We start from the raw sequence: 26217 nt of genomic DNA on the forward strand, positions 1-26217 counted from the left end.
CCTTAAGTCGGTAACGAGAGGAGTTCGCCGTGGTGGAGTGGACATTGCGCGAGGAGTTCGCGACCCCGGGCGGAACCGTGCGCTGGGACCGGATCGGCGCGGGGCCCCCGGTGGTCCTGTTGCACGGCACCCCGTTCTCGTCGGTGGTGTGGCGCGCCGTGGCCCGGTCGCTGGCCCGCCACCACGAGGTCTACGTCTGGGACATGCTCGGTTACGGGCTTTCCGACCACGCCGACGACGTTTCGCCGGCGACGCAAGGGCGGATCTTCGCCGACCTGCTACAGCATTGGGATCTGCCACGGCCGGCCGTCGTCGCACACGACTTCGGCGGTGCTGTTTCGCTGCGCGCCCATCTGCTGCACGGCGCCGCGTACTCCCGGCTGGCGCTCGTCGACCCGGTCGCACTGGCCCCGTGGGGCAGCCCGTTCTTCCGGCTCGTCCGTGACAACCCGGCGGTGTTCGAGCAGATTCCGCCCGCGCTGCACGCGGCTCTGTTGCGCGAGTACATCTCGTCAGCCAGCCACGGCGGCCTGCTGCCCGCGGTGTCCGACAGGTTGGTGCAACCGTGGCTCGGCGAGCAGGGGCAGGCTGGTTTCTACCGCCAGATCGCGCAGGCCGACCAGCGCTACACCGACGAGATCGAAGGCCGGTACGGCGAGATCGACCTGCCCGCACTGGTCTGCTGGGGCTTGGAAGACGAGTGGATCCCCGTCGAACGCGGCAAGGCGCTCGCCGATGCCATCCCCGGCGCGGAACTACAGCTGATCCCCGGCGCCGGTCATCTCGTGCAGGAGGACGCCCCGGCCGAGCTGACCACCGCGTTGCTGGGCTTCCTCGGAGCCGGAGACGGACACAAAGGACGTCAGTTGACGCAGTTCGTCCCGCCCGCGGTGATGGCCGGCGTGGCAGGGGCGGACGAGGTGACCGCCGCCGGCGTCACGGTGCCCGGCCCCGCGTAGTCGGTGCCGAGGTACACCCGGAAATGTCTGGAGCGCAGTGCGGAATCCAGGGCCGTGCCCACCGAGGAACCCAGTACCTGCGCGATGCTTTCCGCCTCCGCCCGCTCTCCTGGCGGGTAGTCCACCACGGTCGTCTTGCGGGACGAGACATTGCCCACATCGCCCGTGCGGTAGCCCTGGTCAGTCAGTTCCCTGGCCACTCGCGCGGCGAGCCCGGTGACGCCGCCGGCGTTCTCCACATCGACGAGCGCGTTCGAGTTCGCCGTCGGTGTGGTGGTCGGGGTGGCCACTGTGGACGGACCGGTGCCGCCGATCGCCTGCCGGATGAAGGACTGGACCTGTGTGGGGTCCACCTGCACCGCATCCCCGTCCGAGGTCTGCAGCGCGGGGTTGCCGACCGGGATGGTCTGGAACTGGATCCGGCCCGAGCCCAGGTTCTGCAACTCCTGCGCGAACGAGAAGACGTCCCAGGTCTGGTCGATCACCACGGTCTTCTTCACCGCGTCGATGAGACCGCTCAGCTTGCCGGGATCGGTGAGGGTGCCCGCCGACAGCACGGTGTGCGCCATGCTCGCCATGAACGCCTGCTGCCGCCGGATCCGGTCGAGGTCACCGCCCGGCAGCCCGTGCCGCTGCCGCACGAAGGCCAGTGCCTGCGCGCCCGAGAGCGTCTGCTCCCCCGCCGGGAAATCGGCTCCGGAGAACGAATCGTGCACCGCGGTGTTGAGGCAGACCGGCACCCCGCCGATCGCTTCGCTGATGTCGTAGAACCCGACTAGGTTCACCGAAGCGAAGTGGTTGATGGTGAGCCCGGTGAACTGCTGCACCGTCTGGATCGCGTTCTTCGCCCCGGCCTGTGCCGCCTGCACGTTCAGCTGCGCGCCGCTCACTCCCTGCGCGCGCAGCTTGTTCGCCGCCGCCACCTGTGCGTAGGTGTAGGCGGAGTTGATTTTGTGCTTGCCGTAGCCGCCGGCGAGCTGGACGTAGGAATCGCGCGGAATGGAAAACGCGGAGGCGTTCTTCCCGCCCGCCGGGATGTGGATCACGATCATCGTGTCCGTGTTGTCCCCGCCGTCACTGGCATCCCCGGCGTGCAACTGGTCCAGAATGCTCTGCGGCAGTTCGTTGCCCTGCGCGTCCGTGCGGGTGTCGAGGCCGACGAGGAGAATGTTCTGTGCCTCGGCGGGCCCGGCGGCCGCACCGGCGTCGATCACGTCCGCGGTGGACAGCCCGTTGAGCCTGCTGACCTGGGTCCAGGCCACCAGTGTGCCGCCGAACACCAGCAGGGACACCAGCGCGATCACGGTCCGGCCCGTGATTTTCGCCGATCGAGACGCGCTCACAAGATCGAAGCAAAGCACCGGCGGTATGCGGATACCGTGAAAGAATGAGTGACCGGTCGTTCTGGAACGCCGACGCGGGCGCGCACCGTGTCCGGTACGCGGAGATCTTCGAGGCCGAAACCCGGGCGATCGACGGACGGTTCCGGGCGCTGGCCGCCGTGCGCGAGGACGAGTCGGTACTCGACGTGGGCTGCGGCACCGGAGTCTCGACCCGCGATCTGGCCCCGTACGCGGGGAAAGTGGTCGGCATCGACGTGTCCGCCGTGATGCTCGAACACGCGCGGAAGCTCAGCAGCGAACTGCCCAACGTGCGCTACGAACAGGGCGACGCGCAGACGCATCCGTTCCCCGAAGCCGCGTTCGACCTGGTGGTCAGCCGGTTCGGGGTGATGTTCTTCGCGGATCCCGTTGCCGCGTTCACCAATCTCGCCCGCGCGCTCCGGCCCGGCGGGCGGCTCGCGATCCTGGTGTGGCAGGACCGCGACCACAACGAATGGTCCACGGCGCCACACGAAGCACTCGCGCCCGGCGAGGAACTCCCGCCGCCGCCTTCGGCGTTCTCGTTCGCCGACCCGGGCCCGGTGACGGAAATCCTCACCGGGGCAGGGTTCGGCGAACCGCGGTTCACCGAGGTGCGGGCACCGGTCTACTTCGGCCCGGACCCGGCCACCGCCGAGGGTTTCCTGCTGGGCCTGCAGGGCCCGAAGGAAGCGCTCGCGGCCAGCGAGGACCGGCGGGGTGCGCTCGCACGGTTACGCAGCACCCTCGCCGGTCACGCCACTGAGAACGGTGTGCTGTTCGACTCACGAACGTGGATCGTGAGAGCGATCAGGGCTTGATGTTCTGGTTGAGGTGGAACAGGTTGTCCGGGTCGTAGGCGCGTTTCACCTGCACCAGCCGGTCGTAGTTCCCGCGGTAGTTCTCGCGGATGCGGTCCTGGTCGTCACCCGCCATGAAGTTGACGTAGCCGCCGGACTCGGAATGCGGGGCGGTGGCGTCGTAGTACTCGCGCACCCAGGCCTTGCCGGCCTCGTTGTCCGCCGGATCGGGCCACATCCCGGCGATGTTGGTGGCGAAGTTCGCGTCCCGGTAGGCGAACGCGGTGTCCTGCGGGCCGACCCGGTGGCAGGCGCCGTTGATCGCATAGATGTGCATGGTCGAGTTCACCGCGGGCAGTTTCGGGCCGTGCTCGACGTGCGCGGCGATCGCGTCCTCGGTCAGTTCGGTGACGAAGTTCGCCTTCCAGTAGTGCTGCAGTCCCGGGGGGAGCAGCGCGTCGAAGGCGCTGTTCAGTGCGGGATAAGGCATCGGGCCGACGAGTTCGGCGACGGTGGGTGCCAGATCACGCAGTGGCTTGAGCGCCGCTTCGCCCTCTTCGATGGGCCCGGCCCAGCAGGGCACGTACAGCGCGAACGGTTCCCCGTGCCGTTCCTCGGGGATGAACGGCAGCGGCGGCGCGATCTGGAAGGCCGGGAAGCCGCCGAACTGCTCGGGAGCGTCCATCATGAACTCCTGGTGGAACCGCAGGAGGTCGGCCGCCTTGTCGAGTTCGAAGAACATCGGGCCGCCGTAGATCTCGGCCACCGGGTGCACCGCGAACTCGAACGAGACGACCACCCCGAAGTTCCCGCCGCCGCCGCGCAGCGCCCAGTAGAGATCGGGGTGCTCGCGCTCGCTCGCGGTGACGAGCCCGCCGTCGGCCGTGACCACCTGTGCGGAAAGGAGGTTGTCACAGGAAAGCCCGTAGGCGCGGTTGAGATAGCCGATGCCACCGCCGAGGGTGAGCCCGGCGACGCCGGTGGTGGAGATGATCCCGCCCGGTGTGGCGAGGCCGAATTCGTGGGTCGCGTCGTTGAAATCGCCCCAGGTGGCGCCACCCTGCGCGGTCGCCGTCCGCTGCTTCGGGTCCACCTCGACCGCTCGCATCCCCGACAGGTCGATGACCAGCCCGTCGTCGACGGTGCCGAACCCGGGCACGCTGTGTGCCCCGCCGCGCACCGCGAGGTCCAAGCCGTTGTCCCGGGCGAAGTTCACCGCCGCCCGCACGTCCTCGACGTCGGCGGGCCGGACCACGAAGAGCGGTCTGCGGTCGATCATTCCGTTGTACACCTTGCGGGCCTCGTCGTAGGCCGCGTCCTCGCGGGTGATGACCGTGCCGCGGATTCGCTCCCGCAGCACGCCGGTCGCCGGTGAAGTCATGGGTCCCTCCCTGAGTTCGTGTTCACGCGTCCCCGCAGGGAGCACACACCGGGCCGGCGCGCGTGAGACAGAGGCGAAGGTCCGCACCTGTTGCCACTTCAACCCGAAACTCGATCTCAGCGTCCTAACCGGACTGTCCTTTTCGGACACCGAATTAATCCGGTGGCGCCGCGTCCCGGCGGCGCGCGATGATCTGGACATGCACACCGAACTGCGGGGCGCACGCGTGCCGATCCGGATGTGGGCCGACCCGTCGTCGGTCGAGGAAGCGGCGATGCGGCAGCTGCGCAACGTCGCCAACCTGCCGTGGACGCACGGGCTGGCGGTCATGCCCGACGTGCACTACGGCAAGGGCGCCACAGTCGGCAGCGTGATCGCGATGCGTGACGCGGTGTCCCCCGCGGCCGTCGGGGTGGACATCGGGTGCGGGATGAGCGCGGTGCGCACTTCCCGGACCGCGAACGAACTGCCGGACGACCTCGGTTCGCTGCGCCGGCGGATCGAGTCGGCGGTACCGGTCGGCTTCTCGATGCACCAGAACCCGGTGCCGCCCGCGCGGGTGCCCGGCCTCGGCGGCTGGGACGCGTTCTGGTCGGCCTTCGGCGAACTTCACGACGGCGTCCAGAAAATGCGGGAGCGCGCGCGGGCGCAGCTGGGCAGTCTCGGCGGCGGCAACCATTTCATCGAGATCTGTCTCGAACAGGGTGGCCCGGACGCGGGGCGCGTGTGGCTGATGTTGCATTCGGGTTCGCGCGGGATCGGCAACGAGCTGGCGAAGCGGCATATCGACATCGCGCGGCGGCTGCCGCACAACGCCGATCTGCCCGACCGGGATCTCGCCGTGTTCGTCGCGGGCACCGCGGAGATGGCGGCCTACCGGCGGGACCTGTTCTGGGCACAGGACTACGCGGCCCGCAACCGGGCGACGATGGTCGCGCTCGTGCAGCGCGCGGTGGCCGAACAGCTGCCGGGCACCCGGTTCGACGAGCCGATCTCCTGCCACCACAACTACGTCGCCGAGGAAAGCTACGACGGCGTGGAAGTACTGGTGACCCGCAAGGGCGCGATCCGGGCCGGCGCGGGCGATCTCGGCATCATCCCGGGCAGCATGGGCACGGGTTCGTACATCGTGCGCGGACTCGGCGAGGCGTCTTCGTTCCACTCCGCGTCGCACGGCGCGGGGCGGCGGATGTCGCGGACCAAGGCCCGCAAGACGTTCACCGCGGCCGACCTCGCCGCGCAGACGGCCGGGGTGGAATGCCGCAAGGACGCCGGCGTGGTGGACGAGATCCCGGCCGCCTACAAGGACATCGACTCGGTCATCGCGGCGCAGACCGATCTGGTCGAGGTGGTCGCGCACCTGAAGCAGGTGGTCTGCGTGAAGGGCTGATAGCGAACATATGTTCGATCAGGGTGGTAAACTGGGGGCATGAGCGTAGAACTGCAGGGGTCGCTCTTCGGCCAGACCGAGGAGATCGCGCTCGCCCCGTTGACGGCGCTCCGGCGCACGCCGCTGAGCGACGGCGCCTGGATCGACGTGCTGCCGAACTGGCTCGCCGGTGCGGACAGGTTGTTCGAACGGCTCGCGCGGGACGTGCCGTGGCATGCCGAACGCCGCCGGATGTACGACCGGGTGGTCGACGTGCCACGGCTGCTCAGCTTCTACGGCGAGCACGACCGGCTCCCCGACCCCTCGCTGGACGCCGCACGCGCGGCGCTCAGCCGGCATTACGCCGACGAGCTTGGCGAGCCGTTCGTGACGGCGGGTCTGTGCTTCTACCGCGACGGGCGGGACAGTGTCGCGTGGCATGGCGACACGATCGGCCGTGGCTCCACCGAGGACACGATGGTCGCCATCCTCTCCGTCGGCGCGCAGCGCCCGCTGCTGCTGCGGCCCCGCGGCGGCGGGGCCACGGTGCGCCAGTCACTGGGCCCCGGCGACCTGATCGTCATGGGCGGTTCGTGCCAGCGCACCTGGGAACACGCCATCCCCAAGAGCGGCAAACCGCTGGGCCCGCGGATCAGCATCCAGTTCCGCCCCCAGGGCGTCCGCTGACCGGGCCCGCCGCGCTCGCCGTCCCCACGGCGCCGGGCGGCTCAGTTACGGCCGCGCGCCCAGCGATCCCCCACGTGCGCCCACTCGCGGTCCCAGCGCGTGGCACGCCGCCGGTCCAGTACGAAGCGGGCGATCCAGTACAGGCCGGCCAGCGCGAGCGCCACCACCAGCCAGGAGAACACCCCGGCGAGCACGCTCGTGGTCGCGGCGTCCGCCCCGGACAGCGGGGCGGGCACGGGGTCGCCGTTGGCGGACAGCCAGATCGGCACCTTCGTCCCGGCGGCCGTGCCCGGGTCGGCGGCGATCGTGCCGAAGCGTTCGACCCCGCCGGCGACGGTCCAGTGCGCGGCGGTGCCGGCGGAACCGGTGCCGCTGCCCAGATACGCGCTGTCGGACGCCGGCACGGGGGTCGGAGCGTCCTGGAGCAGGGTTGCGGTGGCGAGGTGGCGCGTCTGGTGCTGCTCGGCGGAAGCCGCGAGCTGCCCGGAATAGGTGTGGGCCCCCACGATCCCGGCGAGCGGGAGTGCGATCAGCAGACCCAGCACGACGACCAGGAGCATCGCCGCCTCGACCCGGTCCGAGCGTCTGGCCAGTGGGTTACGACCTAGGTGGATACGGCGCCAGAATCGGGCTGCGCGCCCGAATGGTCCGTTCACGGCCGGAGTCCCCCTTTCAGTTCACGTGACGATCACGAACGTTGCATACCCACTTTGCCCGTCGGCACCCGAATTGGCTCGTGAAGGAGACCAAGACCGCTGTGAGCCGCTGGTCACAACGTGGTTTTTGCCGCGCTCGCACGGAAACTCCATGCTGACACGAACGCGGCCGGTGACCACGACCGCGCCCCGGCTGGCACAAATGGCTCAACGAAGCCGAAAACCTGGCCCCTTCGGAGTGACGGACCGTGACCCGCGACGGGTTGCTCTACTCGCCGTGAAAGGGGGAATGCGAATGGTCGCCGGTTCAGTCGAAGGAGCCGCCGCGACCGGCGCCGTCGGCGAACCGCCGCGCCCCCGAAGCCGCATCGGCCGCGAGTGAAGCCATTCCGAATTTCCATTCCGCCGAAAACGCCTCTTCTTCGGAAAGGCCGGATTGGCCGAGCACGGAAAGCCGGTCATTGCGAAGACACGTTTGCGGAAATCGCGCTATTTCCGCGGCGAGATCTTCCGCCGCCGCGCGTTCCGTGCCCGCCGGGACCACCCGGTTCGCCAGCCCCATCCGGAGCGCCTCCGCGGAGCCGACCGGGCGGCCGGTGAGGATGAGGTCCATCGCCTGGCTCTCGCCGATCAGCCGGGGCAGCCGGACGGTCCCGCCGTCGATGAGCGGAACACCCCAGCGGCGGCAGAAAACGCCGAAGACCGCGTCCTCGGCCAGCACCCGGAGATCGCACCACAAAGCCAGTTCCAGCCCGCCCGCGACCGCATGACCTGCGACGGCGGCGATCACCGGCTTGGTGAGGCGCATCCTGGTCGGGCCCATCGGACCGCGGCCGTCCGGCGCCAGCCGGTTGGCGCGTTCGGTGCCGAACGCCTTGAGGTCGGCACCCGCGCAGAAGACGCCGCCCTCGCCCCAGAGCACGGCGACGGCGGCGTCCGGGTCCGCGTCGAATTCTTCGAACGCGCGGAACAGGGCCTCCCCCGTCGGGCCGTCCACCGCGTTGCGGACCGCAGGCCGGGAAATGATCACCGTGTACACCGGGCCTTGCCGTTCCACCCGCACCGTCTGCTCAGTCATTCCGCGACGTTAGCAGTCTGCCAATTTCTCACACACCAATTCACTGAGCCAGTATTCATTGTCCTTCAGGACAATCGTGGCTCCGGTTTCCCGGCCGCCCGCCGGGCCGAGATCGGCCCCTCACTCGAACGGGTGGATTTCCGCCGACCATCCCGCTCAGTGGTCTGAACCGGCCGGAGTTCGACACAGCATTCGCCTGCCTGCGGGCTCAGCACCGCCCGCATCCCGGTGCCTTCGACGCAACCGCTGAGGAACGCGTGGTTCAGCCGGCAGACCAGCTCCGGCGAACGCGTGGTGAGCGGGTGGAAGGGGCAGTTGCGCAACCGGATCCGGCCAGGTTCGCGCTCGGGCTCGTAGCCGTGCTCCTCGAGAAACCGCTCAGCCCGAGCCGGTGCGGTTTCGTCATCGGGCAAACACGCCCTTTCACCCAGTTCCCGCGCGACCCGGACCGCCGCATCGCGCGCCTGCTCGCCCTTCGCGCCGGTGAGCACGGTCTCCAGCAGGATCTCGGTCAGCACGTCGCGCGACCGCCGCGGGATCGCGACCCGGATCTCCAGTTCGGTCGGCCGGTAGACCTTCGGCGTGCGCCCGACGCGACGGGTACCCGGCAGTGGCTGGTAATCCGCGCGCAGCAGCCCGACATCGACCAGTTTGTCCAGATGGAAGGCGGCCAGCTTGCGGGAGATACCCACGCTGGCGGCCGCCTCGTCCCGGGTGATGGGACGGCGCGCCCGCCGGATGTAGAAATACATGGCGCCGCGCAGCTCGTCCTCCAGCGCGGCCACGGCGGTGATCGAGGTGCTCAGGCTCGCATCCACCTTCGCAAGAATAACGCCTATAGTTTTTGGTGAAATAGCGGTTGAAGAGCGAGGAGCCAGCGGTGTACTCCAACACGGCGCTGCACGTGGTGCACACCCCGGAAGACGTCGACCTCGACGCCGCGGAGCAGGCTGCCGGCCAGTTCTTGCACGCGCTGGGAGTGCAGACCGACGGCGAGAGCATGCGCGACACCCCGCGCCGGATGGCGAAGGCGTACGCGGACCTGTTCACCCCGCGGCCGTTCGACCTGACGACGTTCCCCAACGACGAGGGTTACGACGAGCTGGTGCTGGCCCGGTCCATCCCGCTCCGGTCGGTGTGCGAGCACCATCTGCTGCCCTTCACCGGCATCGCGCACGTCGGCTACCTGCCCGGCGAGCGGATCCTCGGGCTGTCGAAGCTGGCCAGGATCACCGAGCATTTCGCCCGGCGGCCGCAGGTGCAGGAGCGGCTGACCAAGCAGATCGCCGACTGGCTGGCCGAGCAGCTGCAGCCCAAGGGGGTCGGCGTGGTCATCGAGGCCGAGCACACCTGCATGACGCTGCGCGGGGTGCAGGCCGTCGGCTCCACAACGGTGACGTCCACGCTGCTCGGCACCCTGCGCGACGACGCCCGGTCTCGCCAGGAGTTCTTCGCGCTCACCGGCGTCAACCGCTGACCGGTCCGGCCGCGAAGATCGTGCTTCACTGAGTGCGATGGAGTTCGAGGCGGTGTCCGACGAGCTCTTCGGCGCCAAGCGCGAGGAGTTCACGGCACTTCGTGACGAGCGGGCCAAGCAGGCCCGGCCGGACCGCGCGCTGGCGGACCGGATCGCCGGGCTGCGCAAGCCCACCGTCGCGGCCTGGCTGGTGAACCAGGTCAGCCGCGTGTGCCCAGAGGAGATCGAACAGCTCGCCGAGCTGGGCGAAGCGCTACGCCGGGCGCATCAGAACCTGTCCGGGGCGGACCTGCGCTCGTTGTCCCGGCAGCGGCACGAAGTCATCGACCGGCTGGGGAAGCGGGCGCAATGGCTCGCGCGCAAAGCGGGGTACGCCTTCAGCGACGCGGCGGAACGGCAGATCGCCGACACCTTCGAAGCCGCGGTCTCGGATCCGCAGGCGCTGGAGGCGGTCCGCGCGGCCAGGTTGAGCGCGGCGCTGACGCCCGGGTCTCCGGAACAGTGGCTCACCGCGGCGGTCATGCCCGAGCGGAAAAGCGCCAAGCCGCGCCCGAAGCAAGCGCCGGAGAGTGCGAAGAAGCCGGCGCCGAGCAAGGCCGAACGCGAGCGGCAACGACGTGAAGAGGAGCGCCTTCGCGCCGAGCGGGAGAAAGCTCAGCGCGAAGCGGAAGAAGCCGACGAAGCCGAGGAGTCCGCCGAGCAAGCCTTGCGCGACGCCGAACGCGAAGCAGACGAAGCCGATGCCGCGGTCGCGGATCTCCGCGCCCGCCTCGACGAGGCCGTCGAGGCGAAGCGCGAGAAGCACACCGAAGTCACGAACGCGCGGAAAGAGCTGACCGCCGCCCAACGCGCCGCCGAGAGGGCCCGGCGGCGCGCCGCCGAGTTCGAATAAGTGTCAGCCGGCGGGGATGGTGGGGTGGCGTTCGAAGAGGACGGTGCTGCGGACGATGGTCTCCTTGTAGCGGGCGGCGGCGCGGCCGGTGAGGATGGCCTCGCGCGGGGTGTCGTCGCCGTGCACGAACTGGATCAGCCCATCCTTCCGGCCCAGGCTGATGCACTGGTTGAAATACTTGAACCGCAACGGTTTCGCCTCCTTGCCCGCCAGCCGCGCGGCCACGCCGCGGACCGCGCGCTGCATCGTCGGCAGGCCGGTGGCGCACGCCATCCGCAGCTCGCGGCCGTCCGGCGTACGCATCGCCGCAGCGTCTCCGACAGCCACGACGTCCGGATGCGACAACGACCTCAGCGTCTCGTCGACGACCATCCGCCCGTCCTTGTCCACCTCGAAGCCCGCTTCGCGCGCCAGCGGCGACACCGTGAATCCGGCCGTCCACACGACTGTGTCGGCAGCGATGTGCGCGCCGTCTTCCAACGCCAGGCCGTCCGCACGCACTTCGGCGACGCGCACGTTGTCGCGCACGTCGACGCCGAGCCGGTCGAACGTACGGCGCAGATAACGCTGCGCCTTCTCGGAAAGCGCGCCGCCCAACGCCCCGCTGGTCACCAGCCGCACCTTCAGCTCCGGGTACGCCTCCGCCAGTTCGGCCGCCGCCTCGATCCCGGTCAGCCCGCCACCGGTCACCGCGACGACCCTGCTGCCCGTGAGGTGTTCGCGCAGCCGGCGCGCTTCGTCCAGGCCCGCGACCGTGTGCGCGTACTCCGCGACGCCAGGCACGCGAGACGTGTCCGTCTGGCTGCCGAGCGCGTAGATCAGCTTGTCGTAGCGCACTTCCCGGCCACCCGCCGTGTGCACGGTCCGCGCGTCCGCGTCGATGCCCGTGATCCGGTCGACGACCAGGTCCACCCCGGTGCCCTCGAGCAGCCCGGCCAGCGGCAGGTCGCGCAGTGTCTGGCCGCTGGCCAGCTGGTGCAGGCGAACCCGCTCGACGAACCGGTCGTGTGCGTTGATCAGCGTCACGTGTGCATCGGTCCAGCGGGCGGCGAGTTTCGCCGCGCCGAGTCCGGTGTAGCCCGCGCCCGCGACCACGATCTGCGTCGTCATGTTCAGTCCCTTCGTCAGGATCTCGAACCCAGGACTACGGGGACAGCCTTTTCGTGACAGCGAGCTGGAGTGACGCCGGTCACCCCTCCAGATCGGCGACGAGCCCCAGCCCGCGCTCGGCCCATTCGATCTCGGTCCGCGCCCGCGCGGCCATGCCCTCGTACACGTGCACCTTGTAGGCCACGATCGCCTCGTGTCTGCTTTCCGGCGCGGACGCGAGCCTGCGCTGCAGCAACTCCGTCTCGTGCGCGCGCAGTTGCGCCACATGCCGTTCCCAGCGCTGCAGCTGTTCCTGATGGTGGGCCTTGTGCAGCTCGAACTGGCGGCGCACGGTTTCCGGCGCGATGTATTCGAAATACGTCGCCTTCAGGTACGCGACGTCGCGAACCCGTTGGGGCGTCTCGACTTCGGAGACCCAGCGCCGCAGCTCCGCGCCACCGGCCCCGGTGATCCGGTACGCGCGCTTGACCGCCTTGGTGCCGCGCGGCCGCTCGTCGGCGACGACGAACTCCTCGGCCTCCAGCCGCCGCAGCTCGGTGTAGATCTGCGGGTGCGGGGCGTGCCAGACGCGCTCGGCCGACTGGTCGAATTGCTTGGCCAGCTCGTAACCCGTCATCGGGCCCGCGTCGAGCAGGGCCAGCAACGCGTGCCGCAGGGACATCCGTTCTCCAATATGTAACTACATACGTAAACGTTGACATACTTTTCCGAACGCCGCTAGCGTACGTCCTCGCTCGGTCAGCGACGATCGGAGTCCCCCATGAACACCCCCGCCAACGGCCGCGCGGCCGTGATCGTGTTGACCTACCTGGGTTTCGCGCTGCAGATGGTGCAGGTCGGCCTGCTGCCGCTGTTGCCGGCGATCGGCCGCCAGCTGCACGCCACCGCGGCCGGCACGTCCTGGATCCTCACGTCCGGCCTGCTTTCCGGCGCGGTCTTCCTCGCCGTGCTCACCCGGCTGGCCGATCTGATCGGCAAGAAACCCGTGATCCTGCTGGCGATGGCGCTGGTACTGGCCGGCTGCGTGATCACCAGTTTCGCGAACACGCTCCCGCTCGTGCTCGTCGGCCGCGTGCTGATCGGCGCGCAGCTGCCGATGCTCGCGCTGCCGGAGGCGATCGCGAGCGACACACTGCCGCCCGCCCGCGCGCACACCGCGATCAGCGCGATCCACGTCGGCACCGGGCTCGGTATCGCCGGTGGTCTGCTGCTCGGCGCGGTCATCGGCATCCATCCCGCGAACTGGCATCTGTTCTTCGTGGCCTGCGCGATCGCCGCGCTGATCGGGCTCGTCGCGACGACCGTGTTCGTGCGCGACTCGCCCGCCCGCGCCGGCGGCGGCCTCGACGTGCCGGGCGCCGTGTTGTTGACGCTGTCCCTCGTAACGCTGCTGCTCGGCCTGAGCCAGGGACCTTCTTGGGGCTGGAGTTCGGCTCCTGTACTGGGATTGCTGATCGGCGGGCTCGCGCTCGGCGCCCTGTGGTGGTGGCGCGAACGCACCGCGGACACCCCGCTCATCGACGTGTCCTACCTGCTGCGGCCCGAAGTCGGGCTCCCGTATCTGATGACGTTCCTCATCGCGTTCGGGATCTACGGCTCGCTGTCGGCGGTCACGAGACTGGCGCAAACCCCGGTGGCGTCCGGATTCGGCTATGGCTGGTCGAGCCTGACGGCGGGCTGGTTCGCGCTGCCGCAGGCGGTCGGCAGCGTGCTCGGCATCGTCGTGCTGCGCACCGCGCGGCCACGCGGTCTGGTGCTGACTTCGGCGATCGGGTTCACGTCGATCACCCTCGGCTTCCTTGCTTTCGCGCTCGGGCACGCCATCCCGGTCGTCGAGCTGATCGCGCTCGGGTTCGACTCGATGGGACTCGCCGTCGCACTGGCCGCGACCCAGTTGCTGGTGCTGCGCGCCGTGCCCGCGGCCGAATCCGGGATCGCACTCGGGCTTTCGGTCGTGATGTACGCGGTCGGCAACTCGGTCGGCAGCGCCGTGGCCGGGGTGTTCTTCGCGAGCCTCACCACCCCGGCCGGCCAGCCCGCGCTCAGCTCGTACCTCGTCGGCTTCGCCGTCTGCGGGCTGTGTTCCCTCGCCGCGCTGGCCGCCTGCATCCCGCTCGCGCGCCGCCGTTCCGCTGTCACGCACCTGGAAGGAGCCACCGCGTGAACCGTCTCCAACTGTCCTTCGCCTGCTGGGATTACGACCGGACGCGAGCGTTGCAGGATGGGCGGGTCCGGCCGGAGGGCGCCGACCTGAACTTCCTTTCGCTGCCGGTCGAGGAGACGTTCTACCGGCAGCTGCGGCACCGCGAGTTCGACGTCAGCGAGATGAGCCTGTCGTCCTACCTGCTCACCCTGGACTCCGAAGAACCACCGTTCGTCGCGCTGCCGGTGTTCCCCTCACGGTTCTTCCGGCACCAGTCCATTTACGTCAACACCGAAAGCGGGATCAGGGAACCCGCCGATCTGGTCGGCAAACGCGTCGGCACGCCCGAGTACCAGATGACGGCCGGCGTGTGGCAGCGCGGGATCCTCGCCGACGAGCACGGGGTGCCGGTGGACTCGGTGCGCTATTTCACCGGCGGGATCGAGGAAAGCGGCCGGGCCGAGAAGATCGCGCTGAACCTCCCGGACTCGATCAGCGTCACCCCGATCGAGCCCGGCAAGACTCTGTCGGAGATGGTGGCCGCCGGTGAGCTGGACGCGATCTACAGCGCCTCCCAGCCGTCGTGTTTCGGGCGCTCGCCGCAGGTGCAGCACCTGTTCCAGGATTTCACCGCCGTGGAGAAGGACTACTACCGGCGGACGAGGATCTTCCCGATCATGCACACCGTCGTGCTCCGCCGCGAACTGCACGAACGCCACCCGTGGCTGGCCCGCTCGCTGACCAAGGCGTTCACCGGATCGCTGCGGCTGGCCTACGAGGATCTGACCCACCGCAACGCGTTGAAGGTGATGTTGCCGTGGTTGCAGCACCATCTCGCGGAGACGCTCGACGCCCTCGGTCCGGGCTATTGGGATTACGGCCTGGAGCGGAACAGGCACGTGCTGGAGACGTTCGCCCGCTATTCGCACGAGCAGGGTCTGGCCTCGCGAGTGCGCACGGCGGAGGAGATCGTGCTCGCGTCGGCGTCCGACGAATTCCGGTTGTGAGGTCCCGAATGGACAGTCTGCGACAGACGGTCTCCGACGCCTGCCGGGTGCTGGCCGCGCACGGCGTGGTCAGCGGGATCCTCGGCCACGTGAGTGCCCGCGTCGACGGTGGCCTGCTGGTGCGTACCCGAGGCCCGCGCGAGAAAGGCTTGCGGCACACCACGCCCGAGGACATCCGGTTGGTCGATCTCGACGGTCGCGGTGACCTCGGCGAATGGACCGTGCCGAACGAACTGCCGATCCACACCGAGGTACTGCGGGCCAGGCCGGAAGTCGGCGCGGTGGTGCACGCGCATCCGCCGGCGTTGCTGGTCTGCGGGCTGAAGGGGCTGCCGCTGCGGCCGGTCTACGGCGCGTTCGACATCCCGGGGATGCGGCTCGCGGCCGCCGGGATTCCGGTGTATCCGCGTTCGGTGCTGATCCGCCGGCGCGAACTCGCGCAGGAGATGCTCGAAGCGATGGCCGGGAAACCGGTGTGTCTGCTGCGCGGCCACGGCGTGACAGTGACCGGCGAAACCGTGGCCGAAGCGGTGGTGCGCACGCTCGCGCTGGAAACGCTCGCCCGCGTGACCTTGCAGGTGGGCACCGACGTGCCGGAAGTACCGGCAGCCGATCAGGTCGAACTTCCCGACCTCGGCGCGGGCTTCTTCAACGAAACCCAGTGGCGCGCGCTGGTTGCCGACCTCGGGGCGTAGCGGAACGCGCGGGTGACCGCTCTTCCCGTTACAGCGGGCGAGGTCTATCGTTCTTGCTCTGTCGCCCCAGACCCCGGTGGCTTGACCACGCACTGCTTCCGGGACTGATTGATGCACGAGAACGCACCACCGAACGAACTTCCCACCGCCGAGCGGTGGCTGAACGCCTGCCTGCGGGTCGCGCCGCGCGAGGATCCAAAGCAGACACTCATTGCTGCCGCGCGCGAAGTGCGCGCGCTCGTCGGCGCGGACGCGGTCGCGGTTCAGACGCCCGAAGGCACGCTCCTGTCACAAGGGAACACCGCGGGCCCGAGCTGGCGCACGGGCGAGGGAGCGGCGGCCACCGCGCGCCGCACGGCGCTGCCCGCGGTGGTCGCGGGCGGGGCCGCCCTGGTGGTGCCGGTCGGCCTGCTGCCGGGCCGGGTGCACGCGGTGATCTTGCTGGCACGCGGCGAAACCCGGCCGCCGTTCGACAGGATGAGCAGCGTGCTGGTGCACAGCTACGCGGCGCAGGTCGCGATGGTGCTGGACGAGTGGCCGGCGGTGAGCGAGTTCGCCGACAGCCTGCTGGAGCTGGTCACCACGGCCGGGGTGACGCTGGCCGGGGCGGCCGAACTCGCCGAAGACCCGAGGGTGGAGGGGCGGATCAGGGCCGCGCTCACGTCATTGGACCGGAGCGTGGCCCTGATCCGCGAGTTCACCGGGGATCACTGACCGGGCCGCCGGTACCTGGCCGCCACCGAATCGGCTTCGGGGCCGCCTTCCACCACCGTGGTCGCGACCTCGATGAGGCGGCGGTTGTTGCTGCGCGCGTAGGACCGCAGCACGGCGAACGCCTCCGTCATGTCGACACCGAGCCGTTCGGCCAGTACGCCCTTGGCCTGTTCGGTGATGATCCGGCTGTTCAACGCCGTCTGCAGTTGTCCGACGAGCACCTCGTGCCGCCGGAACGTGCGCTCGTGCAGGATGCCGATGGTGGCGATGTCGGCCAGCGCCTGGCCCACCCCGAGCCGTTCCCCGGTCAGCTCGATCGCGTTGGTGCCGAACAGGTTGACCGCGCCGATCACGTCGTCCCGCAGCCGCATCGGCACCGCCGCGACCGCGGTGAACCCGGCCGCTTCGGTCGCTTCGGCGAAACCGGGCCAGCGCCGGGCGAGTTCGGCGGGATCGTCGCAGAGCACCGCACTCCCGGTGCGGTAACAGTCGATCGCCGCGCCTTCCTGATCCTGCAACTGCTGCTGTTCGAGCGTCGCCTGGTCATCGGACGCGGCCACGACGCTGAGCAGGCCGTTGGTGTCGGCCAGCAGCAACCCGGCGGCGTCGACGCCGAGCAGCTCCACGAACCGGTGCGAGACCACGTGCAGGAAGTCGATCAGATCGAAGTCGGCGACCAGCGTGTCGGCCAGCTCCACGAACGTACGGACAACTCGCTCGTCGGGCACGCTCATGTCCTTTCCCCTTCCGCCCGGCCGTCCCCGCCGGCCTGCGAGCGCTCGAACCGGAGCCGGCGCGCCACCACGGCGTGCGCCACGTCCCGCAGGCGCTCACCGTGCCGGTACGCGTGCGCCCGCAGCCTGACCATCGCTTCCCCGACCGGAACCCCCAGCTGAACGGAAACCATGCCGGCGGCCTGATGCAGTTCCGCGCCGCGCGACAGGAAATCCGCCTCCGTGGCACGCTGCCCGTCGACGCTGCCCGCCCGCGTGTTCAGCACGATCGCCAGCGCGGCGTCCGCGTAGATCGTCGCGTCGGCCAGCTCCGCGGACGTGAGCGAACCCGGGCGCCTGCGGTAAAGCTCGAGCGCGCCGAGCCGGACTGCGCCGACCCGCAACGGGAACGAGAACTGCGCGGCGGCACCGGCACGTACGGCGTCGGGCCCGTAGGCCGGCCAGCGGCTGTTGCTCGCGGCCGAGCCCAGTTCCGGCACCAGCACCGGGTCGAACCCGGCCGCCGCGTCGAGCGCGGGCCCTTCGCCGTATGTGGTTTGCAGCTCCACCAGCTCCTCGCCGAGTGGGTTCATGGCATACGCCACTTCCCAGGTGTGCAGCGTACTGGCGAGCAAAAGCGCGGCGTCATCGGCCGACACCGCGTCCGCGCAGGCCAGGCACACGTGCCGGAGCGCGACCGGGGCGGCTTCGTCGCGGGCGGCCGCCGCGATGGCTGCCCAGACCCCGGCCGCCCTGTTCTCGTTCATGTCCTGGTACCGCCTTGGTGCTCGCTGCCAGGTGGTTGAACAATACCCAGAGTTTCCGGCGACTCGCGGCGCCGGTCGAGAGTCTTTGGACCCGTGTCGCCCCGGCCGCCCCGGCGAACGACGTAACGAAAACGGGCGAATGGAGTAATTGCCCGGCGCGGGGTTTTCGAACTCCGGAAAGAGGAATTCTCCGGCCATGACCAGAACACGAATCTACCGTGGCCATGCGACCGCCGCCAGGGTGATCACCGGCATCGGGGCGGTGTTCGCACTCGTCGAAGTCATCTACATTCTGATGATTCTGCTGGGCGCCAACGCGGGCAACGCCTTCGTCGGTTTCATCCGCTCCATCGCGGAGCCGCTGGCGCTGTTCTTCCCGGGTTTGTTCCCGATCGCCAACTTCCAGCTGTCCGTGCTGGTGAACTACGGACTGGCAGCCGTGTTCTGGCTGGTGGTCACCGGCCTGGTGGCGCGGCTGTTCTCCCGTTGATCACGTTACGCGGTAGTTGATTTCCGGACGGGACGGGCGACGGTCACCGGCGAGGTTGCACCGGGCACAAGTGGCCCGGAGCTTTCCGATTTCGAACGCTCGGGGGCGGAAGCATTCCTCGCTGTCGTCCGCGTCCCCTCCCTGTCCTGGTTCCGGCCGCCGATGTGGTCGCCGTGACGACGGTGCTCGCGTTGCGCGGCCCGCGCTACGCCGCCGTGGTGGCCGGGTTTGGTGGGAATGCTGTTGTTCCCCGGCGTATCCGCCCCCGCCGGCACGTGACGCTCGCCCCGAGTCGCACCCTCACATTCGACGGCTACGGACGGCACGCTTGTCGCGACGAGCCGGGCTCAGCCCTGCACCGCGAGTAGCCGGGAAATCGTTGCCGCGAGCCGTTTCCGGTCGCCGGCGGTGACGTCACCTGCCAGTTCTTCGAGCCGCGCCGTGATGAGGTCGTGGACCTTCACACCCAGGCTCGCGCCTTCACCGGTGAGCTGAATACGACAGGCACGCCGGTCGCCCGGGTCGTCGACGCGCTCGACGAGACCGCGCTTCTCCACCCGATCGACCAGCCCGGTGAGGCTGGACTTCTCCAGGTTCAGCCGATGCCCCAGGTCCTTCATGCCGACCGGGCCCGCGACGAGTTGACACAGCAGCTGCGCCTGCTGCGGGGTGAGTGCGTGCTCGCGGCTGACCTCGCCGAACACCCGCTGCACGAAGTGCGTCATGCGGACGAGCGCGGCGGCGAAGCCGAGGTCGGTGCCCGTGGTCATGGCCCGAGTGTACTTGACGACCCTTCGTACTACGAACTAGTTTGGTTCGCAGTACGAACAGTGCCCACTACGAACTAGGATGGTGTCATGGCCACGGTGACGGTCGTCGGCGGCGGTTACGGCGGGGTGGCGGCGGCAAAACAGCTCGACAAGGTGGCCGACGTGGTGCTCGTCGAGCCACGGGACACGTTCGTGCACACGGTCGCGGCGCTACGCGCATTGGTCGATCCACAGTGGACGGACCGGATCTTCCTCCCTTACGACGGCTTGCTGACTGCCGGCCGAGTGGTGCGCGACAGGGCCCTCGCGGCTGACGCCGATTCGGTGACCCTGGCCTCGGGCGAGGTGCTCGGCACGGATTACCTGGTGCTCGCGTCTGGTTCCAGCTACCCCTTTCCGGCGAAGATCGATGTGTTCGACAGCGCGGCCGCGAAGGCCAAGATCCGGGCCACGCACGACGCGTTGACGCGGGCCGAAAGCGTCCTGTTGCTCGGCGCCGGGCCGGCCGGGCTGGAGCTTGCCGGTGAGATCAAGGCAGCGTGGCCGGAGAAGGCGGTGACGGTTGTCGACCCGGCGGAGGACATCCTGGCCGGCGCTTACCCCGACGAGTTCCGTACGGAGTTGCGCGATCAGTTGGCCGCGCTAGGCGTGGAAGCGCTGACCGGCGCCGGGCTCGCCGAGCACCCGCCCTCGGAGCCAGGCGAGGCGAAGTCCTTCACAGTGCGAACCACACAGGGCCGTGAAGTGACCGCGGACATCTGGTTCCGCTGCTACGGCGTCTCCCCCGTCAGCGATTACCTTGCCGGCCCCTTGGCGTCCGCGCGCCGGCCGAACGGCCAGGTGGAGGTCACCGACGAGCTACGGCTGCCGGGCCAGGAACGCGTGTTCGCGCTCGGGGACCTGACCGCGATCGCCGAGCCGAAGATGGCGAAGGCCGCCGGCGAGCACGCCGTGGTGGTGGCGGACAACATCGCGACCCTCATCGCGGGCGGGACCGAGTTGCGCACCTACCGGCCGGGACCCCCGGGAATCTCACTGCCGCTGGGGCCCTCCGGTGGCGCGTCTTACAGCGCCGAGCACGGGATTTTCGGCCCGGAGCAGACGTCACAGTTGAAGGGCGCCGACCTGAGGATCGCCCTGTACCGGGAGCTTTTCGGGTTGCCGGCGTAGAGCTCCTGTGTGGACGGACACCTTGGCGGAGCGCGGGTGTGAGGCATGATGGCCCGGTGACGAGTTCTTTCAGCACAGCGGATCTGGTGGACGAGCACGGGGACAAGCTCCGGGTGTGCGACACCCAGTTCCGTCAGTTCGGCCTGCATCGTTCCTTCTCCGGTCCGGTTCGCACCGTGTCCTGTTATGAGGACAACGGTCTGGTTCGGGAGTTGCTCAATACCCCGGGCGAGGGGGCCGTGCTCGTTGTCGACGGCGGTGGGTCCCTGCACACCGCGCTGACCGGCGACCTGATCGCCGGCGCGGCGGTGGAGAACGGGTGGGCCGGCCTGGTGATCAACGGGGCGGTGCGGGACAGCGCGGTACTGGCGGGGCTTGCGATCGGGATCAAGGCGTTGGGCACGAACCCGCGCAAGAGCACCAAAAGCGGCGTCGGCACCGTGGACGCCGCCGTCGGTTTCGGCGGCGTCATGTTCCACCCCGGCGATTTCCTTTACGCCGACGACGACGGCGTAGTCCTCCTGCCGCCGCGGGCGTGAGTCCCCCACGCCCGCGGTGGGCGGTGTGGTTGCCTTGCGCCGCAGGGTGTTTAACGCCTTGGTCGGCCTGTTGACGCTTTGCGGTGGCGGGTTGGCGACCGAGGTGGCGCGCGGTCAGGCACCAGTGGAGTGGTGGCTGCTTGGTCGGCGGGCTTGCCTACCAGGGCGGCGGGGATTGCCCGACACAGCGGCGGGGTCCTATGTGGTTGTCAAGCCGCTGCGGGTGCTGTTGCGGGTTCGGGGTGCCGGTAGTGCGTCTGTTTGCGCAGCATCGCGAACAGGACGTCGCAGCGGCGACGGGCCAGGCAGATGCGGGCAGTGGCCCTGACTCCGATGCCGGGCATTGAGGTCAGGACCCCGGCAAGCGGGTGCGCATCGAGTATCTCCTCGACTCCGGCAGCGACCTGTTTGCGTTGCAGGGGAACGGTTTTCAGGCTGTCGGCCAGGCGGGGCAGCACGGTGTCCGCCGCCGTGGTGCCCGGAACGATGGTGGTGAGCTTGCGGCGTCCAGCTTTGCGGATGCCGGTGGGGCCGCCGCAGCGGGAGAGGATCTCCAGCACCGCCGGATGCGCGATGCGGGTCCGATGGCGCGTTCCAGGGCAGGGTGAACGCCAGCGACCAGCCCGCGGATCCGGTTGCCCAGCCGGGTGGCCTCACCGGCCAGATCGTCGTCGAATCCGACCGGTACGTCCAACTCGGCCGGCGTCTCGTCACCGACGTCGACCGGGCGCAGCGTGTGCGGCAACGAGGGGCCGCGTCAGCGATGATGAACGCGTCCCGGGCGTCGGTCTTGGCCTTGCCGGGGAGAGGTCGGCGATACGGCGCATTGCCAGGCCGGGCAGATAAGCCACCTGGTGACCGGCGGCGCGGGCGACGGCAGCGCGCCGATTGTGGCTGGTTGACCGACCATGACCAGCAGCGGTCCCTGCACCGCGAGCTTGTCGGACAATGCCCGCAACCTGGGTTCGCTGGTGGGCAGCGGACCGTCGTGCAACCGCTTTCCCGCAGGATCCAGGCCGACGGCGTGATGGGCATCCTTACCGATGTCGAGGCCGGGAGACAGCCCGTAAACGCCGGTCAGGTGCTATGCCATTCGTTTGTCGCGGGTGGTCGCCGGTCGAGCATCGAGCCGCCAGGCTCGGTGACACCACCCTCCCGGATCATGCCTTCCACTGGGGGCGTCAGTCATGCCGAACCTGGCGACCACAGCTCCTTGATCAGAAACTACGAAAGGTAACGCGGGACAAGAACTCCGCCATCACCGCGCCGAGTTCCGGGTTGGCCACCGCGCTCATGTGATCACCCGCCACGGTTACGGCTTCGCCGTGCGCGAATGACGCGGCGAGTGCCGGAGCCGAGGCGTGGTAAGCATCCTCGTCCCCCGTCACCACCAGGACCGGCGCTTCGATCCGCGCCAGGTCATCGGCCGCGGTGCCGACTCCGGTGTCCAAAATGCGCAGTAGTGCCACCGGATCCCCGCCGACGGAACGGAGAAACCGGTCGACCCGCCAGTCCGCCGAACCACGGCGGGAAATCCCGGGATTCGCCAGCACACGCCGGAACCGCTCGGCCGGATCGACCTCGGTGATCCCGCTCAGCCCCATGCCGGCGACGATCGCGCGGCCCGGGCGCGCGCCGCGGGCAAGCATGCGCACTACCGTGCGGCCACCGAGCGAATAGCCTGCCAGGTCGTAATCGGTGAGTTCGAGATGCTCGAGCAACGCGAACCCGTCATCCGCGAGGACATCGGGCGGATACGCGTCCGGGTCGTGCGGTTTCGCGCTGTCCCCGTGCCCACGCAGATCGGGCAGAATGACGCGAAAACCACCGGCGGCGAGTTTCGCCGCATGACCGGGCGTCAGCCAGTTCACTCGTGCGGTGGAAATGTAACCGTGCAGGAGGACAACCGGCCGACCCTCCCCGATCTCGCGAAAAGCCAGCTCAACACCATCGTGCGCACGGAAATACACGTCGGCGATGTTACTGCCCGGCACGACCCACAGCGGCCGTTGCCGAACTGAGGCACTGTCGCGTTTACGCGGTGGAGGGGGAGCATTACCCTGGGTCGGTCAGCCGCCCATCACGTTCTGCGAGGCCGCAAATGTCCGGTGCACCGCCCACCCATTCACCGAGCCAGGTTCCGGTCGGAGTGGACCCGACCAGACCGAGTATCGCGCGGATCTATGACGGGTTCCTCGGTGGCAAGGACCATTACGAGGTCGACCGCGTCGTGATGCGCAAGATCAACGAGGCGGTGCCCGAGGCGGTCGACATCGCCCGCGGCAACCGCGGCTTCCTCAACCGCGCCTGCCGGTTCCTGTCCGCCCAGACCAGGATCGAGCAGTATCTCGACTGCGGTTCCGGGCTGCCGACGGCGGAGAACACCCACCAGATCGTGCAGCGGACCAACCCGGACGCCCGCGTGGTCTATGTGGACAACGACCCGGTGGTGCTGGCGCACGGCCGCGCGCTGCTGGAGGAGAACGAGAACGTCCACATCACCGAGGCCGACATCTTCGACCCGGCCACGGTGCTGAAGAACCCGGTCGTCAGCGCGCACCTCGACCTGTCGGAGCCGGCGGTGCTGCTGCACGTCGGCACCCTGCACCACCTGGAGGGCGACGGCGGCCCGGCGGTGATGCAGCAGTACATCGACGCGCTCGCTTCGGGTTCGTACGTGGTGTTCTCGCATTTCCTCGACCCCGAAACCCCGGAACTGACCGAGATCGCGAAGAAGATCGAGGCCATTCTCGTGCAGGGTCCGATGGGCGCGGGCCGGTTCCGCACCCGTGACGAGATCGTGGCCATGCTGCCCGGCCTGGAAATCATCAAGCCGAACGCGACGACCGGGCCCGATCTGGTGCCGTGCGACGAGTGGTGGCCGGACGGCCCGCGGCTTTCGCCGCTGAGCGGCGCCGCCCACTGCATCGGCGGGATCGTCGCCCGCAAGCCGTGAAACGCGGAACGGCCCGCGGGAAAGCACCGTTTTCCCGCGGGCGGTTCCGCGTCAGTGCGCGGCTGCGAGCGGGGCCACGCGCTCGACCGGCGCGTCCCAGTCGATGGTGTAATCCACCTGCCAGGCCATTTTCTCCGGTTTCGCCAGCAGTTTCATCGCGACCGGCATCAGCAGGTCCCGCAGCACCCGCGCCACCGGGCCGGCGGCCTTGTCGCTGTTCGTCTTCTCTGCCGAGGCGATGACCCGTTCCACCCGCTCCCGGCGCAGCTGCTCGTAGGCCGCGAACGCTTCCGGCACCGGCAGATCACGCAGGCAGCGCGCGAGCTGGACAGCGCTTTCCATCGCCTGCGAAGCGCCCTGCCCGGAACTGGGCGAAGTCGCGTGCGCGGAATCGCCCACCAGCACCATCCGGCCCCGGCTCCACACCGGCACCTTCGGCAGATCCTCCAGCGCACCCACGTTCACCAGCTGCTCCGGGTCGACGTTCCGGAGGATTTCCAGCGCCGGAATCCGGTCCTTGGCGAACACGTCCGCCATGATCCGCAGCCACTCCGCGGCATCTGTCGCTCGTGCTTCGGCGCGGGTGAGCGGCTCGCGCCGGGGCAGGTTCGCGAACCAGCCGGTGCGGCCGTCTTCGTCCACTTGGTACGCGAAGAACGCGCGTTTGCCGAAGATCATGTGCATGGAATGGTTGGTGGAAGGCAGATTCGTCCGGGTGAGCCCGCCGAACCCGAGCAGCCCGCTGTAACGGGGCTCCGGCGCACTCGGGTCGATTATCTTCCTTACCGTGGAACGGATCCCGTCCGCGCCGATGAGCACGTCGGCGCTCGCGGTGGTGCCGTCGGTGAAGGTGGCGACGACTCCGTCGGCGGTTTCCCCGGCCTTCTGTAAGCGCTTTCCGTACACGGTCGGCAGGTCCCGCCGCGCGGCTTCCTCGTTGAGCGCACGGTAGAGATCGGCGCGCCACACGGCGTGGAACACCGGCGCCCCGCCCTGCCCGCCGAACTCGGCGAGCCGCTTACCGGTCCAGCTCCGCATGATCATGGACGTGACCGGGTCGCCCACTCCGCGCACCGCCTCGTCCGCGCCGAGGACGCTCAGCGCCCGCACCCCGTTGGGCGCCAGCCCGAGCATGCCGCCGACCCCATCGGCCGCCGAGTCGTACGCCTCGTAGACCGTGGCTTCGATCCCGGCCCTGTGCAACGCCATCGCCGTCACCGAGCCAGCTATACCGCCGCCGATGATCAGCGCGGTTCTGGTTTCCGTCATGGGTTTCTCCTCATCCGGTTTGACCCGAACCGGCCCGACGGACTGCTGCCCGGTTATCTTGGGAGTGCCACCTCGTGGCCGGGAGCCGTCTCGTGCGGGTTCGGTTTCGAGCGTGATCAGGGCCTCGGCGGCGGTGTTGCCGCACCTCCGCCGGGGCCCGCTTACCCGGGCGTGCTCCCCCTTTCGGCGATCTCCGTCATCTCCGGCGGGAGCCGCCCGGTGTCGTGGTAGGCCTGCCACTGGTCCAGGCCTGGGAAGGTGCCCTCGGTCAGTTCGCCGAGCAGGGCCTTGATCCAGTTCGCCTCGGCCTCGCGCATGGCCAGTTCGTATTCGTCCTCGACGAGGAACAGGCGCGGGATCTGGGCGCCGGCGTCGGCGAGGATTTTCCGCTGTGCCGCAAGCTGTTCGCCGATCGCGTCGAGGCGCTGCCGCAACAGGCCGATCACGTCCGGCGGGGCGAGGATGGCGACCACGGACAGACCCGCCTGGAACCGCGGCTGCTCCGGCTCGGGGGAGCCGACCAGCTCACGCGTCCAGTCGACCAGCTCCGCGCGGCCGGCGTCGGTGATCCGGTAGACCGTGCGCTCGGGGCGGCCACCCTCGCGGCGGCTCTCGGCGGCTTCGAGCATCCCGTGCTTTTCCAGGTTGCCGACGACCGTGTAGAGCGAGCCCCATTTGAACGGCATGTCTCGGTCCTTGCCGCGTTCGCGCAGGATGGACGCCATTTCGTAGGGATGCATCGGCCGCTGTACGACCGTGGACAGCACGGCGAGTGCCAGCAGGTTGCCCACCTTGCGCCGTTTCGCCATCGTCGCTCACCTCGCTCGCGAATACTCGTCTGCGAATATACGTGGGCGGGTGTAGGGGCGCAAGGGTGGGGCGGAAGGGGGCCGGGGGTGAGTCGGGAGGTGATCGGGGTGAGTGGGGAGGTGGCTGGGGTGAGTTGGGAGGGATGGCTGGGGTGAGTGGGGAGGCGGCGATTCGGGCAAGGAGGCAGGTGATTGGGGCAAGACGGCAGGCGGATTTGGCGAGGTGGGAGGCGGTTGCGGCCGGCCGGGAGGCGATTGGGGGATCCAGGAGGCGGCCGGGCCAAGACGGCAGGCGGCTGGGGCGAGCCGAGAGGTGATTCGGGGCGCGCAGGAAGACGGCGCGGGATCGAGGCCTGCTTGAGCCAGGCGGGCGTCCACGTGGGATCGGCCGAGTCCGAGAGGTCG

Annotated in this window: 27 protein-coding genes and 1 pseudogene; 14 read left to right on the top strand and 14 right to left on the bottom strand. The window is 69.3% G+C overall.

The annotated features are described in order from the left end of the window. Positions 1–29: 29 nt before the first annotated feature. A complete protein-coding gene (locus tag VHD82_RS11090) occupies positions 30–959 on the top strand; it encodes an alpha/beta hydrolase (RefSeq protein ID WP_325700678.1) in 930 nt (309 codons plus the stop codon). Here VHD82_RS11090 and VHD82_RS11095 read toward each other — a convergent pair. Continuing rightward, positions 863–2302, bottom strand: a complete 1440-nt coding sequence (locus VHD82_RS11095) for an LCP family protein (RefSeq protein WP_325700681.1) — start codon at positions 2300–2302, stop codon at positions 863–865. The genes VHD82_RS11090 and VHD82_RS11095 overlap by 97 nt on opposite strands. 44 nt (positions 2303–2346) lie before the next feature. Here VHD82_RS11095 and VHD82_RS11100 point away from each other — a divergent pair, with 44 nt between their 5' ends. After that, positions 2347–3141, top strand: coding sequence for a class I SAM-dependent methyltransferase (locus tag VHD82_RS11100; protein WP_325700683.1), 795 nt, complete (start codon positions 2347–2349; stop codon positions 3139–3141). Here the strand turns inward: VHD82_RS11100 and VHD82_RS11105 are convergent. Further along, positions 3131–4501, bottom strand: coding sequence for an FAD-binding oxidoreductase (locus tag VHD82_RS11105; RefSeq protein ID WP_325700686.1), 1371 nt, complete (start codon positions 4499–4501; stop codon positions 3131–3133). The genes VHD82_RS11100 and VHD82_RS11105 overlap by 11 nt on opposite strands. Before the next feature lie 199 nt (positions 4502–4700). On the opposite strand from VHD82_RS11105, the gene VHD82_RS11110 reads away from it, so the two are divergent. Together VHD82_RS11110 and VHD82_RS11115 are read left to right on the top strand one after the other, a co-directional pair. Then, a complete protein-coding gene (locus VHD82_RS11110) occupies positions 4701–5891 on the top strand; it encodes an RtcB family protein (RefSeq protein WP_325700689.1) in 1191 nt (396 codons plus the stop codon). A 39-nt stretch (positions 5892–5930) separates the two neighbouring features. After that, a complete protein-coding gene (locus VHD82_RS11115; protein WP_325700692.1) occupies positions 5931–6557 on the top strand; it encodes an alpha-ketoglutarate-dependent dioxygenase AlkB in 627 nt (208 codons plus the stop codon). A 41-nt stretch (positions 6558–6598) separates the two neighbouring features. On the opposite strand, the gene VHD82_RS11120 is transcribed toward VHD82_RS11115, so the two are convergent. The 3 genes from VHD82_RS11120 to VHD82_RS11130 all read right to left on the bottom strand — a co-directional run bounded on the left by VHD82_RS11120 (position 6599) and on the right by VHD82_RS11130 (position 9109). Beyond that, positions 6599–7117, bottom strand: coding sequence for a hypothetical protein (locus VHD82_RS11120; RefSeq protein WP_325700695.1), 519 nt, complete (start codon positions 7115–7117; stop codon positions 6599–6601). A gap of 403 nt (positions 7118–7520) precedes the next feature. Continuing rightward, a complete protein-coding gene (locus VHD82_RS11125) occupies positions 7521–8291 on the bottom strand; it encodes a crotonase/enoyl-CoA hydratase family protein (protein ID WP_325700698.1) in 771 nt (256 codons plus the stop codon). 65 nt (positions 8292–8356) lie between these two features. Beyond that, positions 8357–9109 (bottom strand): transcriptional regulator, encoded by a 753-nt coding sequence (locus VHD82_RS11130; RefSeq protein WP_325700702.1) that lies wholly within the window; start codon positions 9107–9109, stop codon positions 8357–8359. A 62-nt stretch (positions 9110–9171) separates the two neighbouring features. On the opposite strand from VHD82_RS11130, the gene folE reads away from it, so the two are divergent. Both folE and VHD82_RS11140 read left to right on the top strand, forming a co-directional pair. Further along, positions 9172–9768 (top strand): GTP cyclohydrolase I FolE, encoded by a 597-nt coding sequence (folE, locus tag VHD82_RS11135; RefSeq protein ID WP_325700705.1) that lies wholly within the window; start codon positions 9172–9174, stop codon positions 9766–9768. A 37-nt stretch (positions 9769–9805) separates the two neighbouring features. Next, positions 9806–10660: a hypothetical protein gene (locus VHD82_RS11140; protein WP_325700708.1), complete on the top strand. Its 855-nt coding sequence runs from the start codon at positions 9806–9808 to the stop codon at positions 10658–10660. Between the two features lie 3 nt (positions 10661–10663). Here the strand turns inward: VHD82_RS11140 and VHD82_RS11145 are convergent, their stop codons facing one another. Next, positions 10664–11770, bottom strand: a complete 1107-nt coding sequence (locus tag VHD82_RS11145) for an NAD(P)/FAD-dependent oxidoreductase (protein WP_325700711.1) — start codon at positions 11768–11770, stop codon at positions 10664–10666. 79 nt (positions 11771–11849) lie between these two features. Continuing rightward, complete coding sequence (locus VHD82_RS11150) at positions 11850–12431, bottom strand: PadR family transcriptional regulator (protein ID WP_325700714.1); 582 nt, start codon at positions 12429–12431, stop codon at positions 11850–11852. 99 nt (positions 12432–12530) lie between these two features. Between VHD82_RS11150 and VHD82_RS11155 the strand changes: the two genes are divergently transcribed. The 4 genes from VHD82_RS11155 to VHD82_RS11170 all read left to right on the top strand — a co-directional run bounded on the left by VHD82_RS11155 (position 12531) and on the right by VHD82_RS11170 (position 16329). Further along, complete coding sequence (locus VHD82_RS11155; RefSeq protein WP_325700717.1) at positions 12531–13934, top strand: MFS transporter; 1404 nt, start codon at positions 12531–12533, stop codon at positions 13932–13934. Further along, positions 13931–14920, top strand: coding sequence for an ABC transporter substrate-binding protein (locus VHD82_RS11160; protein ID WP_325700720.1), 990 nt, complete (start codon positions 13931–13933; stop codon positions 14918–14920). Before VHD82_RS11155 ends, VHD82_RS11160 begins: the two co-directional genes overlap by 4 nt. Positions 14921–14928: 8 nt before the next feature. Further along, a complete protein-coding gene (locus tag VHD82_RS11165) occupies positions 14929–15615 on the top strand; it encodes a class II aldolase/adducin family protein (protein ID WP_325700723.1) in 687 nt (228 codons plus the stop codon). A 111-nt stretch (positions 15616–15726) separates the two neighbouring features. After that, positions 15727–16329 (top strand): hypothetical protein, encoded by a 603-nt coding sequence (locus VHD82_RS11170; RefSeq protein WP_325700726.1) that lies wholly within the window; start codon positions 15727–15729, stop codon positions 16327–16329. Here the strand turns inward: VHD82_RS11170 and VHD82_RS11175 are convergent. Both VHD82_RS11175 and VHD82_RS11180 read right to left on the bottom strand, forming a co-directional pair. After that, on the bottom strand, positions 16323–17063 hold the full coding sequence (locus VHD82_RS11175; RefSeq protein ID WP_325700729.1) for a GAF and ANTAR domain-containing protein: 741 nt from the start codon (positions 17061–17063) through the stop codon (positions 16323–16325). The two genes, VHD82_RS11170 and VHD82_RS11175, sit on opposite strands and share 7 nt — an antisense overlap. After that, positions 17060–17809, bottom strand: a complete 750-nt coding sequence (locus VHD82_RS11180) for an ANTAR domain-containing protein (protein ID WP_325700732.1) — start codon at positions 17807–17809, stop codon at positions 17060–17062. Before VHD82_RS11180 ends, VHD82_RS11175 begins: the two co-directional genes overlap by 4 nt. Before the next feature lie 196 nt (positions 17810–18005). Between VHD82_RS11180 and VHD82_RS11185 the strand changes: the two genes are divergently transcribed. Then, a complete protein-coding gene (locus VHD82_RS11185; RefSeq protein ID WP_325700735.1) occupies positions 18006–18299 on the top strand; it encodes a hypothetical protein in 294 nt (97 codons plus the stop codon). A gap of 347 nt (positions 18300–18646) precedes the next feature. On the opposite strand, the gene VHD82_RS11190 is transcribed toward VHD82_RS11185, so the two are convergent. Continuing rightward, positions 18647–19069, bottom strand: coding sequence for a MarR family winged helix-turn-helix transcriptional regulator (locus VHD82_RS11190; protein WP_325700737.1), 423 nt, complete (start codon positions 19067–19069; stop codon positions 18647–18649). An 87-nt stretch (positions 19070–19156) separates the two neighbouring features. Here VHD82_RS11190 and VHD82_RS11195 point away from each other — a divergent pair, with 87 nt between their 5' ends. Continuing rightward, the gene (locus VHD82_RS11195) at positions 19157–20239 is read left to right on the top strand and encodes an FAD-dependent oxidoreductase (protein ID WP_325700740.1); all 1083 of its coding nucleotides are present in this window, start codon (positions 19157–19159) and stop codon (positions 20237–20239) included. A gap of 56 nt (positions 20240–20295) precedes the next feature. Continuing rightward, on the top strand, positions 20296–20778 hold the full coding sequence (gene rraA, locus VHD82_RS11200; RefSeq protein ID WP_325700743.1) for a ribonuclease E activity regulator RraA: 483 nt from the start codon (positions 20296–20298) through the stop codon (positions 20776–20778). A 302-nt stretch (positions 20779–21080) separates the two neighbouring features. On the opposite strand, the pseudogene VHD82_RS11205 reads toward rraA, so the two are convergent. Together VHD82_RS11205 and VHD82_RS11210 are read right to left on the bottom strand one after the other, a co-directional pair. Further along, positions 21081–21859: pseudogene (locus VHD82_RS11205) on the bottom strand (IS110 family transposase); the annotation flags it as partial. A 136-nt stretch (positions 21860–21995) separates the two neighbouring features. Continuing rightward, a complete protein-coding gene (locus VHD82_RS11210; protein ID WP_325700746.1) occupies positions 21996–22772 on the bottom strand; it encodes an alpha/beta fold hydrolase in 777 nt (258 codons plus the stop codon). 107 nt (positions 22773–22879) lie between these two features. On the opposite strand from VHD82_RS11210, the gene VHD82_RS11215 reads away from it, so the two are divergent. Continuing rightward, the gene (locus VHD82_RS11215; protein WP_325700748.1) at positions 22880–23734 is read left to right on the top strand and encodes an SAM-dependent methyltransferase; all 855 of its coding nucleotides are present in this window, start codon (positions 22880–22882) and stop codon (positions 23732–23734) included. Positions 23735–23785: 51 nt separating this feature from the next. Here the strand turns inward: VHD82_RS11215 and VHD82_RS11220 are convergent, their stop codons facing one another. Both VHD82_RS11220 and VHD82_RS11225 read right to left on the bottom strand, forming a co-directional pair. Further along, positions 23786–25003, bottom strand: a complete 1218-nt coding sequence (locus VHD82_RS11220) for an NAD(P)/FAD-dependent oxidoreductase (RefSeq protein ID WP_325700750.1) — start codon at positions 25001–25003, stop codon at positions 23786–23788. Positions 25004–25164: 161 nt separating this feature from the next. Beyond that, entirely contained in the window at positions 25165–25812 is a 648-nt protein-coding gene (locus VHD82_RS11225) for a PadR family transcriptional regulator (RefSeq protein WP_325700753.1), read from the bottom strand. Positions 25813–26217 lie beyond the last annotated feature (405 nt).

The organism is Amycolatopsis sp. (assembly GCF_035546795.1).
In the GTDB taxonomy this organism is placed as follows: Bacteria; Actinomycetota; Actinomycetes; order Mycobacteriales; family Pseudonocardiaceae; genus Amycolatopsis_E.

Bases quoted from the DNA above. Each gene is read 5' to 3' on its own strand.
- VHD82_RS11110 (WP_325700689.1), top strand. From the start codon at position 4,701: ATGCACACCGAACTGCGGGGCGCACGCGTGCCGATCCGGATGTGGGCC.
- VHD82_RS11140 (WP_325700708.1), top strand. From the start codon at position 9,806: ATGGAGTTCGAGGCGGTGTCCGACGAGCTCTTCGGCGCCAAGCGCGAG.
- VHD82_RS11190 (WP_325700737.1), bottom strand. From the start codon at position 19,069: ATGACCACGGGCACCGACCTCGGCTTCGCCGCCGCGCTCGTCCGCATG.
- VHD82_RS11195 (WP_325700740.1), top strand. From the start codon at position 19,157: ATGGCCACGGTGACGGTCGTCGGCGGCGGTTACGGCGGGGTGGCGGCG.
- VHD82_RS11120 (WP_325700695.1), bottom strand. From the start codon at position 7,117: ATGCTCCTGGTCGTCGTGCTGGGTCTGCTGATCGCACTCCCGCTCGCC.
- VHD82_RS11170 (WP_325700726.1), top strand. From the start codon at position 15,727: ATGCACGAGAACGCACCACCGAACGAACTTCCCACCGCCGAGCGGTGG.
- VHD82_RS11175 (WP_325700729.1), bottom strand. From the start codon at position 17,063: ATGAGCGTGCCCGACGAGCGAGTTGTCCGTACGTTCGTGGAGCTGGCC.
- VHD82_RS11100 (WP_325700683.1), top strand. From the start codon at position 2,347: ATGAGTGACCGGTCGTTCTGGAACGCCGACGCGGGCGCGCACCGTGTC.
- VHD82_RS11125 (WP_325700698.1), bottom strand. From the start codon at position 8,291: ATGACTGAGCAGACGGTGCGGGTGGAACGGCAAGGCCCGGTGTACACG.
- VHD82_RS11225 (WP_325700753.1), bottom strand. From the start codon at position 25,812: ATGGCGAAACGGCGCAAGGTGGGCAACCTGCTGGCACTCGCCGTGCTG.
- VHD82_RS11185 (WP_325700735.1), top strand. From the start codon at position 18,006: ATGACCAGAACACGAATCTACCGTGGCCATGCGACCGCCGCCAGGGTG.
- VHD82_RS11165 (WP_325700723.1), top strand. From the start codon at position 14,929: ATGGACAGTCTGCGACAGACGGTCTCCGACGCCTGCCGGGTGCTGGCC.
- VHD82_RS11115 (WP_325700692.1), top strand. From the start codon at position 5,931: ATGAGCGTAGAACTGCAGGGGTCGCTCTTCGGCCAGACCGAGGAGATC.
- VHD82_RS11145 (WP_325700711.1), bottom strand. From the start codon at position 11,770: ATGACGACGCAGATCGTGGTCGCGGGCGCGGGCTACACCGGACTCGGC.
- VHD82_RS11215 (WP_325700748.1), top strand. From the start codon at position 22,880: ATGTCCGGTGCACCGCCCACCCATTCACCGAGCCAGGTTCCGGTCGGA.
- VHD82_RS11220 (WP_325700750.1), bottom strand. From the start codon at position 25,003: ATGACGGAAACCAGAACCGCGCTGATCATCGGCGGCGGTATAGCTGGC.
- VHD82_RS11180 (WP_325700732.1), bottom strand. From the start codon at position 17,809: ATGAACGAGAACAGGGCGGCCGGGGTCTGGGCAGCCATCGCGGCGGCC.
- VHD82_RS11150 (WP_325700714.1), bottom strand. From the start codon at position 12,431: ATGTCCCTGCGGCACGCGTTGCTGGCCCTGCTCGACGCGGGCCCGATG.
- VHD82_RS11155 (WP_325700717.1), top strand. From the start codon at position 12,531: ATGAACACCCCCGCCAACGGCCGCGCGGCCGTGATCGTGTTGACCTAC.
- VHD82_RS11105 (WP_325700686.1), bottom strand. From the start codon at position 4,501: ATGACTTCACCGGCGACCGGCGTGCTGCGGGAGCGAATCCGCGGCACG.